This window comes from Mucilaginibacter aureus, from assembly GCF_053514885.1.
Genome location: NZ_CP170601.1, coordinates 4,523,378 through 4,540,799 on the forward strand (window position 1 = coordinate 4,523,378; position 17,422 = coordinate 4,540,799).

General features: G+C 42.6%; 16 protein-coding genes. 10 read left to right on the forward strand and 6 right to left on the reverse strand.

Going from position 1 to position 17,422, the window contains the following annotated elements; genetic code table 11:
* Positions 1 to 28: 28 nt before the first annotated feature.
* Complete coding sequence (locus ACFGVR_RS19455) at positions 29 to 1,339, reverse strand: aspartate kinase (protein WP_448699134.1); 1,311 nt, start codon at positions 1,337 to 1,339, stop codon at positions 29 to 31.
* A gap of 173 nt (positions 1,340 to 1,512) precedes the next feature.
* On the opposite strand from ACFGVR_RS19455, the gene ACFGVR_RS19460 reads away from it, so the two are divergent.
* The gene (locus tag ACFGVR_RS19460) at positions 1,513 to 1,740 is read left to right on the forward strand and encodes a hypothetical protein (protein ID WP_448699136.1); all 228 of its coding nucleotides are present in this window, start codon (positions 1,513 to 1,515) and stop codon (positions 1,738 to 1,740) included.
* A gap of 107 nt (positions 1,741 to 1,847) precedes the next feature.
* Here the strand turns inward: ACFGVR_RS19460 and ACFGVR_RS19465 are convergent, their stop codons facing one another.
* Entirely contained in the window at positions 1,848 to 2,252 is a 405-nt protein-coding gene (locus ACFGVR_RS19465) for a hypothetical protein (protein ID WP_448699137.1), read from the reverse strand.
* Between the two features lie 7 nt (positions 2,253 to 2,259).
* A complete protein-coding gene (locus ACFGVR_RS19470) occupies positions 2,260 to 3,279 on the reverse strand; it encodes an LLM class flavin-dependent oxidoreductase (RefSeq protein WP_448699138.1) in 1,020 nt (339 codons plus the stop codon).
* 689 nt (positions 3,280 to 3,968) lie between these two features.
* Here ACFGVR_RS19470 and ACFGVR_RS19475 point away from each other — a divergent pair.
* The 9 genes from ACFGVR_RS19475 (at position 3,969) to ACFGVR_RS19515 (ending at position 15,861) form a co-directional block, all read left to right on the forward strand.
* The gene (locus ACFGVR_RS19475; RefSeq protein ID WP_448699140.1) at positions 3,969 to 4,571 is read left to right on the forward strand and encodes a TIGR04282 family arsenosugar biosynthesis glycosyltransferase; all 603 of its coding nucleotides are present in this window, start codon (positions 3,969 to 3,971) and stop codon (positions 4,569 to 4,571) included.
* A 155-nt stretch (positions 4,572 to 4,726) separates the two neighbouring features.
* Positions 4,727 to 5,815: a tRNA 2-thiouridine(34) synthase MnmA gene (gene mnmA / locus ACFGVR_RS19480; protein WP_448699141.1), complete on the forward strand. Its 1,089-nt coding sequence runs from the start codon at positions 4,727 to 4,729 to the stop codon at positions 5,813 to 5,815.
* Between the two features lie 163 nt (positions 5,816 to 5,978).
* Positions 5,979 to 8,411 carry a type I DNA topoisomerase gene (gene topA / locus ACFGVR_RS19485; protein ID WP_448699142.1) on the forward strand — a complete coding sequence of 811 codons (2,433 nt, stop codon included), beginning with the start codon at positions 5,979 to 5,981 and terminating at the stop codon, positions 8,409 to 8,411.
* 176 nt (positions 8,412 to 8,587) lie between these two features.
* Positions 8,588 to 10,987: a hypothetical protein gene (locus ACFGVR_RS19490; RefSeq protein WP_448699143.1), complete on the forward strand. Its 2,400-nt coding sequence runs from the start codon at positions 8,588 to 8,590 to the stop codon at positions 10,985 to 10,987.
* Positions 10,987 to 11,994 carry a PorP/SprF family type IX secretion system membrane protein gene (locus ACFGVR_RS19495; protein WP_448699144.1) on the forward strand — a complete coding sequence of 336 codons (1,008 nt, stop codon included), beginning with the start codon at positions 10,987 to 10,989 and terminating at the stop codon, positions 11,992 to 11,994. The genes ACFGVR_RS19490 and ACFGVR_RS19495 overlap by 1 nt, the downstream gene beginning before the upstream one ends.
* Positions 11,979 to 12,563, forward strand: a complete 585-nt coding sequence (locus tag ACFGVR_RS19500) for a hypothetical protein (RefSeq protein WP_448699145.1) — start codon at positions 11,979 to 11,981, stop codon at positions 12,561 to 12,563. The genes ACFGVR_RS19495 and ACFGVR_RS19500 overlap by 16 nt, the downstream gene beginning before the upstream one ends.
* Positions 12,564 to 12,636: 73 nt before the next feature.
* Positions 12,637 to 13,041: a hypothetical protein gene (locus ACFGVR_RS19505; RefSeq protein WP_448699146.1), complete on the forward strand. Its 405-nt coding sequence runs from the start codon at positions 12,637 to 12,639 to the stop codon at positions 13,039 to 13,041.
* Positions 13,042 to 13,414: 373 nt separating this feature from the next.
* Positions 13,415 to 14,119 (forward strand): 3'-5' exonuclease, encoded by a 705-nt coding sequence (locus tag ACFGVR_RS19510; RefSeq protein ID WP_448699147.1) that lies wholly within the window; start codon positions 13,415 to 13,417, stop codon positions 14,117 to 14,119.
* Between the two features lie 5 nt (positions 14,120 to 14,124).
* On the forward strand, positions 14,125 to 15,861 hold the full coding sequence (locus ACFGVR_RS19515) for an ABC transporter ATP-binding protein (protein WP_448699148.1): 1,737 nt from the start codon (positions 14,125 to 14,127) through the stop codon (positions 15,859 to 15,861).
* On the opposite strand, the gene ACFGVR_RS19520 is transcribed toward ACFGVR_RS19515, so the two are convergent.
* From ACFGVR_RS19520 to ACFGVR_RS19530, 3 genes are all read right to left on the reverse strand, one after another.
* Complete coding sequence (locus ACFGVR_RS19520) at positions 15,853 to 16,182, reverse strand: hypothetical protein (RefSeq protein ID WP_448699149.1); 330 nt, start codon at positions 16,180 to 16,182, stop codon at positions 15,853 to 15,855. The genes ACFGVR_RS19515 and ACFGVR_RS19520 overlap by 9 nt on opposite strands.
* A gap of 12 nt (positions 16,183 to 16,194) precedes the next feature.
* Positions 16,195 to 16,956, reverse strand: coding sequence for an ABC transporter ATP-binding protein (locus tag ACFGVR_RS19525; RefSeq protein WP_448699150.1), 762 nt, complete (start codon positions 16,954 to 16,956; stop codon positions 16,195 to 16,197).
* A gap of 65 nt (positions 16,957 to 17,021) precedes the next feature.
* Positions 17,022 to 17,390 (reverse strand): DUF1801 domain-containing protein, encoded by a 369-nt coding sequence (locus ACFGVR_RS19530; protein WP_448699151.1) that lies wholly within the window; start codon positions 17,388 to 17,390, stop codon positions 17,022 to 17,024.
* Between the last annotated feature and the right edge of the window lie 32 nt (positions 17,391 to 17,422).

Here is a 17,422-nt window from a genome sequence, read left to right on the forward strand (position 1 = left end):
AATTTTTCTTGATTGTTGGTTCTTGGTTCTAAAACAACCGGCTATGTAAGCTGCGTAAAACTTCAACTTTATCGCCTGTTTTAACCAGTATGGATATGTTATAGCTGCTGCCGCCGTATGATATCATCCGTACCGGGATGTGTTTAATTGCTTCCAAAACCTTGGCTGCATAGCCATGCATTTCGGCCCTGAAGTCGCCAACCACGCAGATGATGGTTTGATTCACATCAACCTCCACGGTACCAAACGTGTTTAGTTCTTCCCTGATCTCGTCAAGATGGGTGGTATCGTCGATGGTTAAAGATACGGCAACCTCTGAGGTGGTGATCATATCGATAGCTGTTTTGTAGCGCTCAAATACTTCGAACACCTGGCGCAAAAAGCCATGTGCCAGCAACATACGGCTCGAGTGGATGTTAATGGCTGTAATGCCGTCTTTAGCCGCAATAGATCTGATCCCGCTCCTGTCGCTGTTGCTGCTGATCAGCGTTCCGGCAGCAGTGGGCTCCATGGTATTTAATAACCTTACCGGGATCTTATATTTTTGCGCCGGGAAAACACTTTGCGGGTGCAATATCTTGGCGCCAAAATAGGCCAGTTCGGCTGCCTCATCAAATGATAACTGCTTGATCGGTTTAGTACCCTGAACAATGCGCGGATCGTTATTATGCATACCGTCAATATCCGTCCAGATCTGCACCTCTTCGGCGCGGATAGCAGCACCGATAAGCGATGCGGTATAATCGCTGCCGCCACGGCGCAGGTTATCCACCTCGCCAAATGCATTACGGCAAATGTAGCCTTGTGTTATAAAAAGCTTGTTATCGCCATGCTTTTGCAGATGCGGGTTAATATGTGCTGTGATAAAATCAATTTCGGGCTCGCCGTCTTCGTCGATCTTCATAAAATCGAGCGCAGGCAGTAAAACCGATTTAACACCCAGTTCCTGTAAGTAAACGTGGTATAAAGTTGTAGATAATAGTTCGCCCTGGGCCAAAACAATTTTATCTTCAATACCGGTAAACAGGTCATTAGCTAAAGCCGTAAGCAAGTCGAAATGATAGTCGATCACCTCTTTACCTAAAACCAGGTATTCGTTTTTGATGAACAGATCTTTAATAAATACCTCATACTTAGCCTTCAAAGCCAAGATCAATTGAGCAGCATTGCTCTTATCGCCTTTAAGGTAAGCCTGGCCTATTTCAACAAGGCTATTGGTTGTACCCGAAACTGCAGATAACACCACAATCTGTCTTTGAGACGGATCGATGATATCCAGCAATTTTTTCATCCTTTCGGGACTACCTACAGAAGTGCCGCCGAACTTTAAAACTTTCATCTGTTAATCCTTATCTATCCTGTATTGATACAAGCGGCCAAAATTAGGATTTTAGCAGCAAAATACACACCCGCGGCAAAATTAAATTCGGAACGGGCCGGCAGATCGACATCACAACAAAAGATTTTATGGTGATGATAACCATCTGGCAAACTCTTTGTGTACAATAATTAATGCAACCGTATAAAAACACCGCCGAAAATTCGGGTGTAACCGCTTACCAGTTGGGTGATGATTTTATCACCATTCAGTTTCAGGACGGGAGCACTTATTTATATAACTACCAAAGCACCGGTAAGGCTCATATTGAGCAAATGAAGGTTTTAGCCCTTTCTGGAGAAGGTTTAACCACATTTATCAATCAGCATGTAAGGGAACATTATGCTAAAAAGTTGAAATAAATCACATTTCAAAGAACATTTTTTAATACCATCACGGTATGTATAAAGGTACTTTTTTGAAATGTTAAAACAGTCTCACAGTTTTAAGACAAAGCCGGTCGGCTTTGTCATTTTGCCCGCCTTGCTGTTACCCTTACTGCGTCATCTTCTTTGGTTTCAAAGATGATCTCGGTATCCGTTAGCTTGCTGATGTAAAACGGAAAATTCCGTGTCTTGCCATCGGGTAACTGTTCGGCAACCTCAATATTGCTCCCCACAAGCTGGTACTTGCCGTGCGATAACACTTTGCCTTCGGATACAATGGTCAGCTCTCCGTTGGGTGATAAAGTGATATATGGAGCCTTTTCAGCAAGTTCGCGCGATGAAACCGTATCATCGGGGTTACGTGAATACGGATTACCTACTTTGATATACTTCCATTTACCAACAACCGCCTCGGGCCTGATCGTTGTTTTGCACGATGTAAACACAAATAATATCGCTATAAAGCAAAATAGAATGGTTTTGCGCATTGGCCAATTAGTTTTGAGCTATAGCCCGCAAATTAAAGGTTTCGGCTAATAATTCAAAAGACCGGAACCTGTCTTCCTGCGAATAGGTTATAGCAGCAGCCATAATTTCATCAGCATGGCAGGTATGCGCCAGCGTGTTGATCTGTTGTTTAACCTGCTCGGGAGTACCGGCAATAATACGGTTACTATTGGCCTCCATCCGCATTTTATCCTGCAGGGTATATGGGTAATCTTTTATTTCGCTATAAGGCACCATTCCTTCGCGCACCTCTCCTTTTTCCATCTGTAAAAAAACATGCAGTAACGATTTTTTTAACTCCTCCGCTTTCTCTTCGGTATCGGCACATAAAACCCATATTGCAATAAGCACTTCGGGCTGTGCAAATGTATCTGATGGAATAAAACGTTCGCGATAAGCCTGTATAGCTTCTTTAACGCCATTGGCGGCAATAAACTGCGCAAACGCTAAACCAAGGCCCATTTCTGCAGCTATATAGGCACTGGTGCCGCTTGACGTGAGCATCCATATCGGTGGTTCATCATACACTACCGGGATGGCTTTTACCGGGCCAAATTGCGTTTGTACCCTATCGTTAAAATACAACTGCAATTCGTTTACCTGTTGTATATAATCCTCCTCTTTAAAGCGATTGCCCGGATTAAGCAATGATGCCGTTACCCTGTCGCCACCGGGTGCGCGGCCAACGCCAAGGTCGATACGCCCTGGCGCCAATGTTTCAAGCAATCTAAAATTTTCGGCAACCTTTAACGAACTGTGGTTAGGCAGCATTATTCCGCCAGCGCCAAGCCTGATGGTTTTGGTAAATGCAGCCAGATGGGCTATCAGCACCTCGGGCGCCGAGCCGGCTATACTGGCCAGGTTATGGTGTTCTGACATCCAAAACCGGTGATAACCCCAGTCTTCGGCTTTTTGCACTAACTGGACGGTTTGTTGTATGGCATTAATGGCCGTATCGCCTTTACTGATGGTGGATTGATCGAGTATACTTAGTTTAATGTTTTTCATTTCAAAATGCGGATCATTAACCTGTTTGGTTAACACAGCAAATTGAAGTATTTCATGATGATTATTGGTAATAATAAAATCATAAAAACCTCTAACAGGTTCCCGGATGGTAATAATTATGTAAAAAGAAAAAGGGTGACCGTTTTTAAAACGACACCCTTGAACGACTTTAGGTTTATAGCTGGTTAGACTACGTAGTTAACTAAAGCAACTATGCTGATAATTGCCAGAATGAATACTTGTAACTTTTGTTCAAAAGTTAATGATTGTGTTATCGCTTTCATTTTTTCTAAGGGATTAACCAAATGTATATATAATACACTCTCGCGCAAGGGGGTAAATACACTTTTATTAATTTTCAATTAACATTTCAGTTACATTGATTGCTATATAATCACATTGATTTTCAAATAAGAAAATTGTAATAAAATGAGGCTTTTTTTACAACAGCAGGATTTGAAAATATAGGTTTAAACGGTTTAAACCCACAAAATGCGACTCTATTCTGCTTAAAATACCTAAACACGAAAAAATATTTATTTTTTTTAGCCGGGTAAAATTTTAGCAATCTCAGATCTTCACTTATTAATGTTCTTTCAGTATATTATTTATTTGTTAATTAATGCTGATAATTTAACAATACGCGGCAAAAACGCTATATTTAGCGTATATTGATAAAAAGGAAAGAGATGAAGAAGACCGCTATTATTATTTTTATCAAAAACCCTGATCTGGGCAGGGTAAAAAAAAGATTAGCGCAATCCATTGGCGACGACCACGCACTCGGTATCTATAAAGGAATGCTGGAGCATACGCAAACAATTACCAGGGCCTTAAATACTGATAAATATTTATTTTACGATCGTGCCAAAGACATGAACGATAACTGGCCAAATGATATCTATCATAAAGAGGTACAATCCGGCCAGTACATGGTTAACCGCATACAAAACGCATTAAAAAAGATCTTCGCCAGGGGGTATGAACATGTGGTGATCATCGGCAGTGATTGTTTGGAATTGGATGAGCGTGTCATCCGCCTGGCATTCAGGCAGCTTGAGCATTTTGATACCGTGTTGGGCCCAACAAAGGATGGTGGTTTTTACCTTTTGGGGATGAATAATTACGACCCCGAAATATTGAAAGTGCCCGCCTGGGGTACATCGTCACTTGTTGCGGGTGTTACCAAAGCCATCCATCATTTGCATAAAACGTACTTTACCTTATCAGAATTGACAGGCATAGTAACCGCCGACGACCTGAACGACAATCTAAAACAATTAATTACATAATCATTGCAAATATTTGATAATCAATAGCAATTAATCTATAATTAATTATAAAAACCCAGGTAAACAGCGTTATTTACCGGCCATACTCTTTACCTTTAGCTGACTAATACGACCGTATTTATCGCAATAATTGCTTACTTTTGCGCCATAAAACAATGAGCAAGCACGGTAGAATTTTGGTAGCCATGAGTGGTGGCGTTGATAGCTCGGTAGCGGCGGTAATGCTGCATGAGCAGGGCTATGAGGTTATCGGGCTAACCATGAAAACCTGGGACTATGCCTCATCGGGTACCAATACCAAAGAAACCGGCTGTTGCAGTTTAGATAGTATTAACGATGCGCGTGCCTTGGCCGTTGGTTATGGTTTCCCGCATTATATCCTGGACATCCGCAGCGAGTTTGGCGATTTTGTGATCGATAACTTTGTTGACGAATATCTTGCAGGCCGCACCCCTAACCCATGCGTGCTTTGCAATACCCATATTAAATGGGAAGCATTACTTAAACGCGCCGATAAACTCGATTGCGAATTTATTGCTACCGGCCATTATGCCAACATTCGCCAACACGATAACGGCCGCTATGTGATATCTAAAGGACTGGATGAGCATAAAGATCAATCGTATGTGCTTTGGGGCGTATCACAGCAAAACCTGGCGCGCACACGCTTCCCCTTAGGTAGTTTCGCTAAAGCGGAAATACGGCAGATGGCTAAAGATATGGGGCAGCTGGAGTTAGCCAATAAAAGCGAAAGCTACGAAATCTGTTTTGTGCCGGATAATGACTACCGCGCATTTCTACGTCATAAAGTTGGCGACCTGGAAGAACGTGTAGATGGCGGAAATTATGTTTTAACCGACGGTACCGTGGTGGGCAAGCATAAAGGTTATCCTTTTTATACCATTGGCCAGCGCAAAGGCCTTGGTGTGGCTTTTGGCCACCCGATGTTTGTTACGCAAATACTACCCGAAAGCAATACCGTTGTTTTAGGTACCGCCGACGAGCTGGAACGCAAAGAAGCATGGGTACGTAACCTCAATCTTATTAAATACGAGAGCATTACCGAGCCTATTGAAGCCATTACTAAAATAAGATATAAAGACTCAGGCTCACTGAGCAATATCGTGCAGATAGGCGATCACATGAAGGTTGATTTCCATCATTCTGTTTCGGGCATAGCACCCGGCCAATCAGCCGTATTTTACGAAGGAAACGACCTTTTAGGCGGTGGTTTTTTGATTTAGTTATTAGGTAAATGAGTTACTCATTTATTCCCTAGCGCAAACTTTATCTATCTGCTTATTTTATAAAATAAGCCAATAAACTAACAACTTAATAACCCAATAACGAAACTTAAAGTTTGCGTTTCGCATTCTTTATGCTTTATTTGCAAAAAAACTGAACTAAATGGCCAAAAATTTACTCATTGTAGAATCTCCCGCAAAGGCTAAAACCATTGAGGGATATCTTGGTAAAGACTTCACCGTTAAATCGAGTTACGGGCATATCCGCGACCTGGTTAAATCTGAAGACGCCATTGACATCGCTAATAATTTTGAACAGAAATACGAAGTACCGGCAGATAAAAAGCAGGTAGTTAGCGAGTTAAAGAAATTAGCTAAAGAGGCCGAAATGGTATGGCTCGCTTCCGATGAGGACCGCGAAGGAGAAGCGATATCATGGCACTTATTTGATACCCTTGATTTAAAAGAAGCGACAACCAAACGTATCGTTTTCCACGAGATCACCAAGGGCGCTATTGAAAAAGCGATACAGAACCCGCGCAAAATTGATTACAATTTAGTGAATGCCCAACAAGCCCGTCGTGTATTAGACCGGCTGGTTGGTTTTGAGCTTTCGCCCGTTTTGTGGAAAAAGGTAAAACCATCGCTTTCTGCGGGCCGCGTACAATCGGTAGCCGTGAGACTGATCGTTGACCGGGAGCGCGAGATCAATAAATTTACCAGCGAGGCTTCATTCCGCATTACTGCGATATTTGGCAAGGGCCGCGAAGCATTCAAAGCCGAACTGCCTGAGCGCTTTGGTAAACAGGAAGATGCAGAAAAGTTTTTAACAGATTGTATCAACGCGGCTTTCACAGTAAAGAGTTTAGAAACCAAACCAGCCAAGCGATCACCGGCTGCGCCGTTCACCACATCAACCTTGCAGCAGGAAGCCAGCCGTAAATTAGGTTTTTCGGTATCGCGAACCATGTCTGTAGCGCAAAAACTGTACGAATATGGTAAGATAACCTATATGCGTACCGATTCGGTTAGCTTATCGGACACCGCATTACAAGCCGCCCAAAAGCAAATTGTATCGGCCTACGGCGAAAAATATCACCAGCTACGTAAATACAAAACTAAATCGGCTGGTGCACAGGAAGCTCACGAAGCTATCAGGCCAACTTTTTTTGAAGATCACACTACCGATGGCGATCCATCGGAAAGAAGATTATACGAATTGATATGGAAACGTGCCATCGCATCACAAATGAGCGAAGCACAGTTTGAAAAGACAACTGCTAAAATCGATATCTCCACCCGGAGCGAAAACTTAATTGCAAACGGTGAGGTGATGAAGTTTGATGGTTTCCTGAAAGTATACCTGGAATCTGTAGACGAAGATGAAGAAAATTCGGAAGATGGCGAAAACGCCATGCTGCCACCTTTAACACAAGGCCAGTTACTGGCTTTGCGCGATATGACCGCTACCGAACGTTTTTCGCGAGCTGCGGCACGATACACCGAGGCAAGCCTGGTAAAGAAACTGGAAGAACTGGGTATTGGCAGGCCGTCAACCTACGCTCCTACCATCTCTACCATTCAAAATCGTGGTTATGTGGTTAAGGAAGATCGTGAAGGTAAACCACGCGCTTACCGTGTACTAACGTTAAGCAATGGCTCAATAAGTAAAGAAACCAAGACTGAAAATACCGGTGTAGAAAAAGCCAAGCTTTTCCCTACCGATATTGGTGCTGTTGTAAACGACTTTTTAGTTCAGCACTTTAAAGGTATTGTTGATTTTAACTTTACTGCCCGCGTTGAAAAAGAATTTGACGAAATAGCCCAGGGGTTAAAAGAATGGACAGAAATGATCCGCTCGTTTTATACACCTTTTCACCGGGAAGTTGAAAACACGATAGAAACTGCCGACAGAGCCAACGGCGGCCGTGATCTGGGTATCGACCCACAATCGGGTAAAATGGTTTCGGTACGCATAGGCCGTTACGGTCCGTTTGTACAGATCGGCGAAAGCGAAACCAAAGATAAATCAGAAGCACAGGAAAAACCACTATACGCCAGCCTGCGCAACGGCCAGATGATGGAGACCATCACGCTTGAGGAAGCCATGGAACTGTTTAAGCTACCAAAAAAGGTTGGTTTTTACGAAGATAAGGATATGACTGTAGCCATTGGCAAATTTGGCCCGTACATTCGTCACAACAGTGCCTTTTACTCACTTCCAAAAGAGCTCGACCCGCACGATGTTACCGAAGCACAGGCTATTGAGATAATTGAAGCCAAACGCAAACGTGATGCGGAACGACTGATCAAAACGTTTGATGAAGATGCGGATGTTAAAATACTCAATGGTCGCTGGGGGCCGTACATCGAGTTTGGCAAGCTGAACCTGAAAATACCAAAAGACAAAGATGCTGCAAGCCTGACTTATGCTGATTGCAAGGCTTTGGCCGATATTGCCGAAAAGGAACCTAAAAAAACAGGCCGGTTTGGTAAAAAGGCAGCCACACCAGTTGCTAAGGTTGCAGCCAGTAAAAAGCCTGCAGCTAAGCCAGTAGCTAAAAAGACGGCGAAAAAGACGGCGAAAAAGAAATAAGTTACAAAGGTGATATCAACACACGTATTATAATTGTACAATTAAAAAATACCGTTATATTTACTAAATATTATCGCTATAGTAAACTTATACCTTAAATGCCCCCGCTTGCCCGAACTGTTGTGCGCTTTATTGTGCCGTTAAAAAACAGATACCTTCTTTTTTGTATAGTACTTTTGCTTTGTTTAGACAAGGCAAATGCGCAAACAGCAATCCCCTGCCCGCTTAATGTTGATTTTGCATTAGGTGATTTTACCAACTGGCAATGTTTTATTGGTACAACTACCGTTTCTGGATCAAAAAACGCTATCAATGTTACATTAAGTTCGCCAACTGCAGATAGGCATGTGATTATTCCAAAGGGTAACGCGGTTGATCCTTATGGAAAATTCCCGATATCACCACCAGATGGAAGCAATTACTGTGTAAAGCTGGGCAACAGTGGTGTAGGAGCACAGGCTGAACGGGTAAGTTATTCGTTTACCATACCACAAAATCAACACGACTTCCAGATAACCTACCAGTATGCTATCGTACTGGAAGACCCGGGCCATATGGCGGAGTCGCAACCCCGCTTTACAGCAAAGGTTCTTGATGTTGATTCAAATAAATATATATCCTGTGGTGCATTCGAATATGTAGCAACTGCAAACTTACCTGGCTTTAAAAAAGGCTTTCCTTATAATGGACTAACTGATGTTATTTATAAAGATTGGACACCCGTAACGCTTAGCCTTGCAGGTTATGAAGGCAGAAAGATCAAGCTTGAGTTTACTACAGCCGACTGTACCGCTAGCGGGCATTTTGGTTATGCATATGTAGACGTAAATACCAGTTGTTCTTCATTGGTGATAGGTACTGATTACTGCTCCGGTTCGGCGAACGCGGTATTAACAGGCCCGGCCGGTTTTGCGCACTATAAATGGTATAATGCTGACAGATCAGCACAGATCGACACCAGCAGAAGCATCGTGCTTTCGCCGCCACCGCCCGATGGTACACAATATATACTTGATGTTGTTCCGTATGCAGGTTTTGGCTGCAATAATTCCATCACGGCAACGATACATGAAAAGCCGGCAATAACGTTTAATATTTTTGACCCGCTGGGATCATGTTCTCAGATCACTCTTGATCTTACGGCTCCTGCTGTTACACTGGGAAATGATGCTAATCTGACCTATACTTACTGGACGGATTCTGTAGCAACGGTAAGCCTGCTTAACCCCGAGGCAGTAACCAAGGGCGGCACTTATTATATCAAGGCCACCTCGCCATCGGGTTGTTCTGAAATAAAACCGGTTCATGCCATTATCAATCTGGTACCCGATTTTGTGATAACCAACCCGGCAACAACCTGCCTGGCAACGCCAACAGATATCACACTACCTAAATTGATCAGACCAATCACCCCCGGGTTAACCTATACTTATTGGAAAGATGCAAATGCTACTATCCCGCTAACAGCGGCAAATAATATTACCACAGCGGGTACATACTATGTAAAAGGCGCAAGCAAACTTGGCTGTGCAACTATTAAGCCTATGGTTGTTAGTTATTTTCCGTTACCGGTACTGGTAACCGTTAATCCACCGGCAGTTTGCTATCCAACTACGGTTGATATAACCCAAGCCTCAGTTACCCGGGGCAGCGACCCTAATTTGCAATTAACGTATTGGAAAAACGCAACAGCAACCGATACGTTATTAACCCCCAATGCTGTAACTAAAAGTGGCATTTACTATATCAAAGCAATTAATAACAATGGTTGCCAGTATATTACGCCGGTAACAGTGGTTGTAAATCCGTTACCAAACCTGGTAACCAATACACCGCCAGAAGTATGTATACCTGAGGTTGTTGATATCACCAAAACGGCGGTAACTGCGGGTAGTACTGATGTTGCCACACTAACCTATTGGGCGGATGCCTCTGCAACTACTGCGCTTGCAAACCCTTCGGCTGTAGCCGATAGCGGCATTTATTATATCAAAGCTACCAACACTTTAGGCTGCGATATAGTAAAACCAGTAACTGTGGTGATCCATAAATTACCTGTGTTAAAGATCACTTTTCCACCTAAGATCTATAAGCCGGGGACAACCGACATTACATCCGATTCGATAACCCGTGGCAGTTCACCCCACCTTATGTTTGCTTACTGGAAAGATTCAAGTTTGACCGTACCTCTTACCAACCCTAAAAAAATAGATAATAGCGGGTCGTTCTTTATACAGGCGACTAATCAATATGGTTGTTACACCATTAAACGTGTGGATGTGGTAGTAGCCGATATACCGGATATTAAAGTGCCTACTGCTTTTACCCCGTTACAGGCTGATAATAAAACCTTGTCGCCATTTTTTATCGGTGTAAAAACGTTTACATTTTTCAGGGTATATAACAAATGGGGAAATATCGTATTTCAAACCAACGGACCTGCTAATGATAAAGGCTGGGATGGCATGTACAAAAGCAAAATGGGCTTTTTAGAAACATACACCTGGGTTGCCGAAGGTTACGATTTTGTAGGCAACCTGGTACATAAAACGGGTAATACCATATTGTTAAAATAATGAAGGTATTGCACTACATAGGGGGTATATTATTAATGGCAGGCTTTAGCTTGCAGGTACATGCCCAGGACCCTCATTTTTCGCAATACTATGCCTCACCTTTAACCCTAAACCCAGCCAATACCGGTTTTTTTGATGGAGATGCCCGTATAGCTGTAAACGAACGGCAGCAATGGTGGAATGTGGGGTATAATTACAATACAACCAGCGTATCATCAGATGTTAAGCTTTTTAAAGAGCGTATACCCGAATTCGACACTTTTGCCGCAGGCATTTCGGGTATATTTGAAAAGTCGCTTAATGGTGCACTGCAAAGTAATTACCTATCACTATCGTCGGCCTATCACAAAAGTTTAGGTTATGAAGGCAGTCACAGAGTTGGCTTGGGTATACAACTTAATTATACCAATAAATATTTCGATTATACCAAGCTTTCGTTCGCCTCGCAATATAACGGCAAATTTTTCGACCCAACTGTTCCGGTAAGTTTTGACTATTCAGACTTGCAGGCTAAATATTTTGATATCAATGCCGGTATACTTTATGCCTTCCACTCTGAGCGGGCAAATTTATATGCAGGTGCATCATTATATCACATTAATCAACCCAACGAAACCCTGTTCAATGCCGCCGGTTCAACTTTGCCTATGCGCAAAACTGTTCACGCAGGCGGCGAAGTGATATTAGCCGAATCTTCATCCGTATTGTTTAGCGGCTATTATTCAAAACAGGGTTATGCTGATGACAGTATGTATGGTGGTGCCTATTGCCTAAAAACTGTTAGCCGTGATAACGTAGCATTAAACTTATATTTGGGTATGTGGTATCGCTCCAATTATACGGTTACGCCATACATAGGTGCCGATTTGCAGAACTTTAGTTTGGGTGTAAATTACGGAGTTTCATCGGGCAGCGATATTGCCTTTAGCCCCAATACATTTGAAGTATCTTTAATTTACAGGTTTAAAGCAAACACCATATTATCATCGCTATGTCCCAGATTTTAAACTTTTCGGTTAAAACAATACTTTGTTTAGCAGTATTAAGCCTATGCGGAGACTGCTTTGCGCAATATACAGTAAAGCGCAGCCTGCAAGATGGTATCCAGGTAGCCGAAACATCAGAATATTATACCTATAAGCGCTCGGATGATAGCTATAATGGAATCTCATTTAAAACCAGCCTATCGGGCAAACAAGCAAATAATAGCGGCCTGTTTAAGATCAACCTTATCTATACCACCACATCAACAGGGATAGCCCAAACCATAAAATTCCGATCGGCTACCGATAGCAGTTTATATATTACGGCTACTTTAACTCCGGCAGGTACTCAACCCACAGATAATAAAAAATTCACATCCACAGCCTACGCAATTGATGTTGCAGATAGTTTGAAAATATTTTTAACTCACCAGTCATTAAAACAGGTTTTAATTTTTGATGCTGCTCATAAACAGATCTCCGGGTTGGATATTACTTCCCCCTCTTTCTTTATACAGCAATTTACGGCTCTGCAAGCACCACAGATCAGGCGCAAACCACCGGTAAAAAAATCACAGAAACACAGCAGTTAAATTACTTTGTTTAATTTTGCGACAGATATAGCCAGGTTACCTTTGCCGTATCAGTTTCAGAAATTATACATTAATGAAAAAAGACATCCCCGATAATACTGTTGAAGATATTGCTGTTGCAGTTGCGTTAGAGAAAGAAAGTATCGAGTCGAAAATATGGTACGTTTATCTCATTAACCTGAAGCGGGTTGCTATCGAGAACGTGCTGATCACCTCGAAAGGCTATGGTGAAAAAAATGGAGAGCAGGTAAAAACATCAGTATTGCGACACATGTTCCCAAAAGTAGAAGCCGGTGAGTTTGTACTGGTTGAGCCTATTGACGAAGAAACTTTCGGGCTAACTAACGAATACTGGTTGAGTTATTACATCAACGGTAACATCTACGATAAAAAATTCATCTTTTTACCTGAAAGTATTATTGATTCGAATTTTATTAAGTTGCCTGTTTTGAACAAACCCGGTGTAATGATCAGGTAATTACGGGGCCGTAAATTGCCATCAGCGCCTAAAAGCGGGTTATTGTATATTGTAATTAAGCGATCAAACGTTCATTACAAATACCTTTTCGGATGAGAGAAAAGAAAATTAGCGAAGCTCTCAATTTTTGGCAACAAGTACTTCATAACTATTGATATTTAATAATTTAGCACAAAAAGCACACCAATTCGGCTCATTAATAAAGGTTAGGGTAAAATTTAACACTAATTTGATTTTACACCCATTTATATGATTGGTAATACGTACCAACTGCAAAATAGGTTGTAGTTAATTGAATACGCTGTTTGTTTTTTAACACAGCCTATGATGCTTAAATAGTCCATAAAACAAAAAAATTATTTTACTTTTAGGCATGCTTGAGCACATTGATCTGCAAAACGTTTTGGTGTTGGATATTGAAACCGTTCCGCAATATGCAGACTTTGAACAGGTACCCGAATCGTTAAAAAAGCTGTGGGCAGCTAAAACACAATACCAGCGAAAAGATGAAACACCCGATGAATTTTATGAGCGTGCCGGTATCTGGGCCGAGTTCGGTAAGATCATCTGTATCTCAGTAGGTATATTTACGCCTGGCACCCCGGCGGGTTTACGTGTAAAATCATTCGCCGGGCATGATGAAAAACTGTTACTGCAGCAGTTTTGCCTGCTGTTAAACAAGCAACCCAAAACCATGATGCTTTGCGCACATAACGGTAAAGAGTTTGATTTTCCGTACTTGTGCCGCCGGATGCTCATCAACGCTGTACCTATCCCAACTCAATTGGAAATATCGGGCAAAAAGCCCTGGGAAGTAAGCCATTTAGACACCATGGAGCTTTGGAAGTTTGGCGATTACAAAAGTTACACCTCGCTAAGCCTCCTCACCGAAATATTTAACATACCAACCCCGAAAGACGATATTGACGGTAGCATGGTTGGCAATGTTTACTGGAATGAAAACGACCTGCCCCGTATTTGTGTATATTGCCAAAAGGATGTGGTAGCCACCGCGCAGCTGTTGCGCCGGTTTAGGGCCGAAGAATTAATTGCCGACGAGAACATTACCATAGTTTAACCTGTATGCTGAGCATTGCTAACCTTAAAGTAGAATTTAAAACCGAGAACGGCACATTTGAAGCCGTTAAGGGACTCTCCTTTAATTTGGATAAAGGCGAAGTGATCGGTATTGTTGGCGAATCGGGGTCGGGTAAGTCGGTTACTTCACTGGCTATTATGCGTTTGCTGGAGCCTGGTGTAAGTGAGGTAAAAGGCGAAATATTGTTGGACGACATCAACTTACTCAGCCTGCCCGAAACAGAAATGCGGAACATCCGGGGTAACCGCATCGGCATGATCTTTCAGGAACCGATGACATCGCTTAACCCGGTGCTTACCTGCGGGTTCCAGGTTGCCGAGGCCATTAAACTACACCAAAAACTGGATGCTAAAACTGCACGCGAACGCGCTATAGCCTTGTTTAACGAAGTGCAGCTACCCCGACCCGAGGCTATATTTGATGCTTACCCACACGAAATATCTGGCGGGCAAAAACAAAGGGTAATGATAGCCATGGCACTGTCGTGCGATCCGGAAATATTAATTGCCGACGAACCGACAACGGCATTGGATGTAACCGTACAAAAAACCATTATTGAGCTTTTGTTAAGGCTTAAAGCCGAACGCAACATGAGCCTGGTATTTATTTCGCACGATCTGGGGGTTATCAGCGAAATTGCCGACCGGGTGATCGTGATGTACAAGGGCCAGATAGTGGAGCAGGCAAATATTGCCGATATATTTACCAACCCGCAGCACCCGTATACCAAAGGTTTATTGGCCTGCCGCCCCTCGCCTGCCCATCAGTTAAAAAAATTACCGGTATTAAGTGATTTTTTAAAGTTTGATGAGCAAGGAAACATGGAGGGTTCTAATCTCACCATTGATGAGTTGCGCACCCGTTTTGCCTATCCGGCACAAGAGATCGCCGAAAGGAAAGAGAAATTATACACCCTATCGCCTATATTAAAAGTACAAAACCTGAGCACCTGGTACCCTGTAAGTGCGGGCTTCCTGCAAAAATCAAAAGAGGTGGTTAAAGCAGTTACCGATGTTAGTTTTGATGTTTATCCCGGCGAAACATTGGGTTTGGTTGGCGAGTCGGGCTGTGGCAAAACCACCCTGGGCCGCAGTATTTTGCGATTAGTTGAACCAACGACAGGGAATGTGCTGTTTGAAAATGTTGACCTGCGAAATTTACGAACGGAGCAATTAAGGCAAATACGCCGCGATATCCAGATCATTTTCCAGGATCCTTACTCCTCTTTAAATCCGCGTTTAACCGTCGGCGAATCTATTATGGAGCCGCTGCAAGTGCATAACCTGTACAATAACAATACACAACGCAAGCAACGGGTACTCCAGCTGTTAGAACGCGTTAACTTAACCCCGGCACATTTTAACCGTTACCCGTACGAATTTTCGGGCGGGCAAAGGCAGCGGATCGTAATAGCACGTGCACTGGCACTGCAGCCTAAGTTTATTATTTGCGACGAATCGGTTTCTGCATTGGATGTATCGGTACAGGCGCAGGTGTTGAATTTATTGCGCGAATTACAGGAAGAACTAAAGCTGACCTATATTTTTATTTCGCATGACCTTTCGGTCATCAAACACATCTCTGATCGTGTTTTGGTAATGAATAAAGGCGTAATTGAAGAAAGCGGTACCCCAGAGCAGATCTACTATCATCCGCAAAAAGCCTATACTCAAAAATTGATCGCATCTATACCGGGAATAGAGAAGAGCCGGTCAGTTTAATTTTGTCAACCTGATAGTGTCGGTAGCGTGTTCGTTTACAAATACCAAAGTTTCATACCCCGGCTTACTTACCTTTACCTTTAACTTTGGCACACCAAAGGTCATCGGGATCATCGTGGTAATAAATTTAAAATTTCCCGATGCATCCGTTACCGAATCAGATTTTAACGGGTCAAATCTAAACTGCTTTACAGGCGTTATTATAACATCCGATAATGGCTGGCCGTTCTGTTTAGAAACCACAGTGATCACCCCCCGCTTATACCCTTCACAGCCGCTAAGTACAAATAATATCATTAAAGCGGCTACCGTTAACTTCATTGATATATTATATCAGTTATCCTCTGTCTTTTTTTCAAGATCGATACCGGTATTAGCAGGTATAACACTGTCTTTACTGGTATGAATATCCGGGTTAGCGTAATCTTTTTCGATCAGGCCATCGCGCATGCGCACTATACGATGTGCGTGTAAGGCAATATCTTCTTCGTGCGTTACCAATATAATGGTATTGCCCTTGGCGTGGATATCTTCCAGCAAACCCATAATTTCGATAGATGTTTTGGTATCGAGGTTACCGGTAGGCTCATCGGCCAGGATGATCGACGGATTATTGATCAGGGCCCGCGCAACAGCAACACGTTGACGTTGACCACCCGAAAGTTCGTTTGGCTTATGATCGATACGATTACCCAGCCCAACATTTTTTAAGGCCTGAGTAGCCATTTGCTCCCGTTTTTCTTTCTTTACACCGGCATATATCAGCGGTAAGCCAACATTATCCAAAGCGGTATTACGTGGTAACAGGTTAAATGTTTGGAAAACGAAGCCAATCTCTTTGTTACGTACCTCGGCAAGCTGGTTATCACTCATCTGGCTTACATTGGTGCCGTTTAAAATATATTCGCCTTTTGATGGAGTGTCCAGGCAGCCTAATATATTCATCAGGGTTGATTTACCCGAACCCGAAGGGCCCATTAAAGCTACAAATTCGCCTTTATTGATAGTTAGCGATACCGACTTTAAGGCATGAATAACCTCGCTGCCGATAACATATTTACGACCTATATCTTTAATGGTAATTAATGGCTTCATCCGCGTTTTGTTATTTGACTAAGATACGGTATGGAATGTTACAGTTGAAAAAGAATTTTTGTGCACTAACTTTTCAGCCTGATCTTACCTGAAGTATATAACGCAATAGCCTGCTGCAAAATGTCTTGAATAGTATCAACCGGCAAATCGCGGGAGGCATCAAATAACATGGTTTTCATCCTCGCCCTGTCTTCCTGTATCAGGTTGGGGTGTTCAATATGTTTGCCTTCAACTATACCGATATAAGGCTGGTGATGTTTTTTGTGTACCCACAGGTAGCAAAACATTTTACCCTTGTAGCAAAAAAAAGGCATGCCGTATTTCCAGGCAGCGGTAACGTCTTTATCCTGCGCAAGTATAATATCGCGTAAAGCCAATAAACAACTTTTAATGGGTTCGGGTTGGTTTGAATAAAACTCTTCTAATGGAGTCATCCGTTTCTTGTTCCCCGTTTAGGGGGTTAGGG

What these genes read in the sequence shown, in the direction of transcription:
- ACFGVR_RS19455 (WP_448699134.1), bottom strand. Translation starts at nt 1,339, where the DNA reads ATGAAAGTTTTAAAGTTCGGCGGCACTTCTGTAGGTAGTCCCGAAAGG.
- ACFGVR_RS19460 (WP_448699136.1), top strand. Translation starts at nt 1,513, where the DNA reads ATGCAACCGTATAAAAACACCGCCGAAAATTCGGGTGTAACCGCTTAC.
- ACFGVR_RS19465 (WP_448699137.1), bottom strand. Translation starts at nt 2,252, where the DNA reads ATGCGCAAAACCATTCTATTTTGCTTTATAGCGATATTATTTGTGTTT.
- ACFGVR_RS19470 (WP_448699138.1), bottom strand. Translation starts at nt 3,279, where the DNA reads ATGAAAAACATTAAACTAAGTATACTCGATCAATCCACCATCAGTAAA.
- ACFGVR_RS19475 (WP_448699140.1), top strand. Translation starts at nt 3,969, where the DNA reads ATGAAGAAGACCGCTATTATTATTTTTATCAAAAACCCTGATCTGGGC.
- mnmA (WP_448699141.1), top strand. Translation starts at nt 4,727, where the DNA reads ATGAGCAAGCACGGTAGAATTTTGGTAGCCATGAGTGGTGGCGTTGAT.
- topA (WP_448699142.1), top strand. Translation starts at nt 5,979, where the DNA reads ATGGCCAAAAATTTACTCATTGTAGAATCTCCCGCAAAGGCTAAAACC.
- ACFGVR_RS19495 (WP_448699144.1), top strand. Translation starts at nt 10,987, where the DNA reads ATGAAGGTATTGCACTACATAGGGGGTATATTATTAATGGCAGGCTTT.
- ACFGVR_RS19500 (WP_448699145.1), top strand. Translation starts at nt 11,979, where the DNA reads ATGTCCCAGATTTTAAACTTTTCGGTTAAAACAATACTTTGTTTAGCA.
- ACFGVR_RS19505 (WP_448699146.1), top strand. Translation starts at nt 12,637, where the DNA reads ATGAAAAAAGACATCCCCGATAATACTGTTGAAGATATTGCTGTTGCA.
- ACFGVR_RS19510 (WP_448699147.1), top strand. Translation starts at nt 13,415, where the DNA reads ATGCTTGAGCACATTGATCTGCAAAACGTTTTGGTGTTGGATATTGAA.
- ACFGVR_RS19515 (WP_448699148.1), top strand. Translation starts at nt 14,125, where the DNA reads ATGCTGAGCATTGCTAACCTTAAAGTAGAATTTAAAACCGAGAACGGC.
- ACFGVR_RS19520 (WP_448699149.1), bottom strand. Translation starts at nt 16,182, where the DNA reads ATGAAGTTAACGGTAGCCGCTTTAATGATATTATTTGTACTTAGCGGC.
- ACFGVR_RS19525 (WP_448699150.1), bottom strand. Translation starts at nt 16,956, where the DNA reads ATGAAGCCATTAATTACCATTAAAGATATAGGTCGTAAATATGTTATC.
- ACFGVR_RS19530 (WP_448699151.1), bottom strand. Translation starts at nt 17,390, where the DNA reads ATGACTCCATTAGAAGAGTTTTATTCAAACCAACCCGAACCCATTAAA.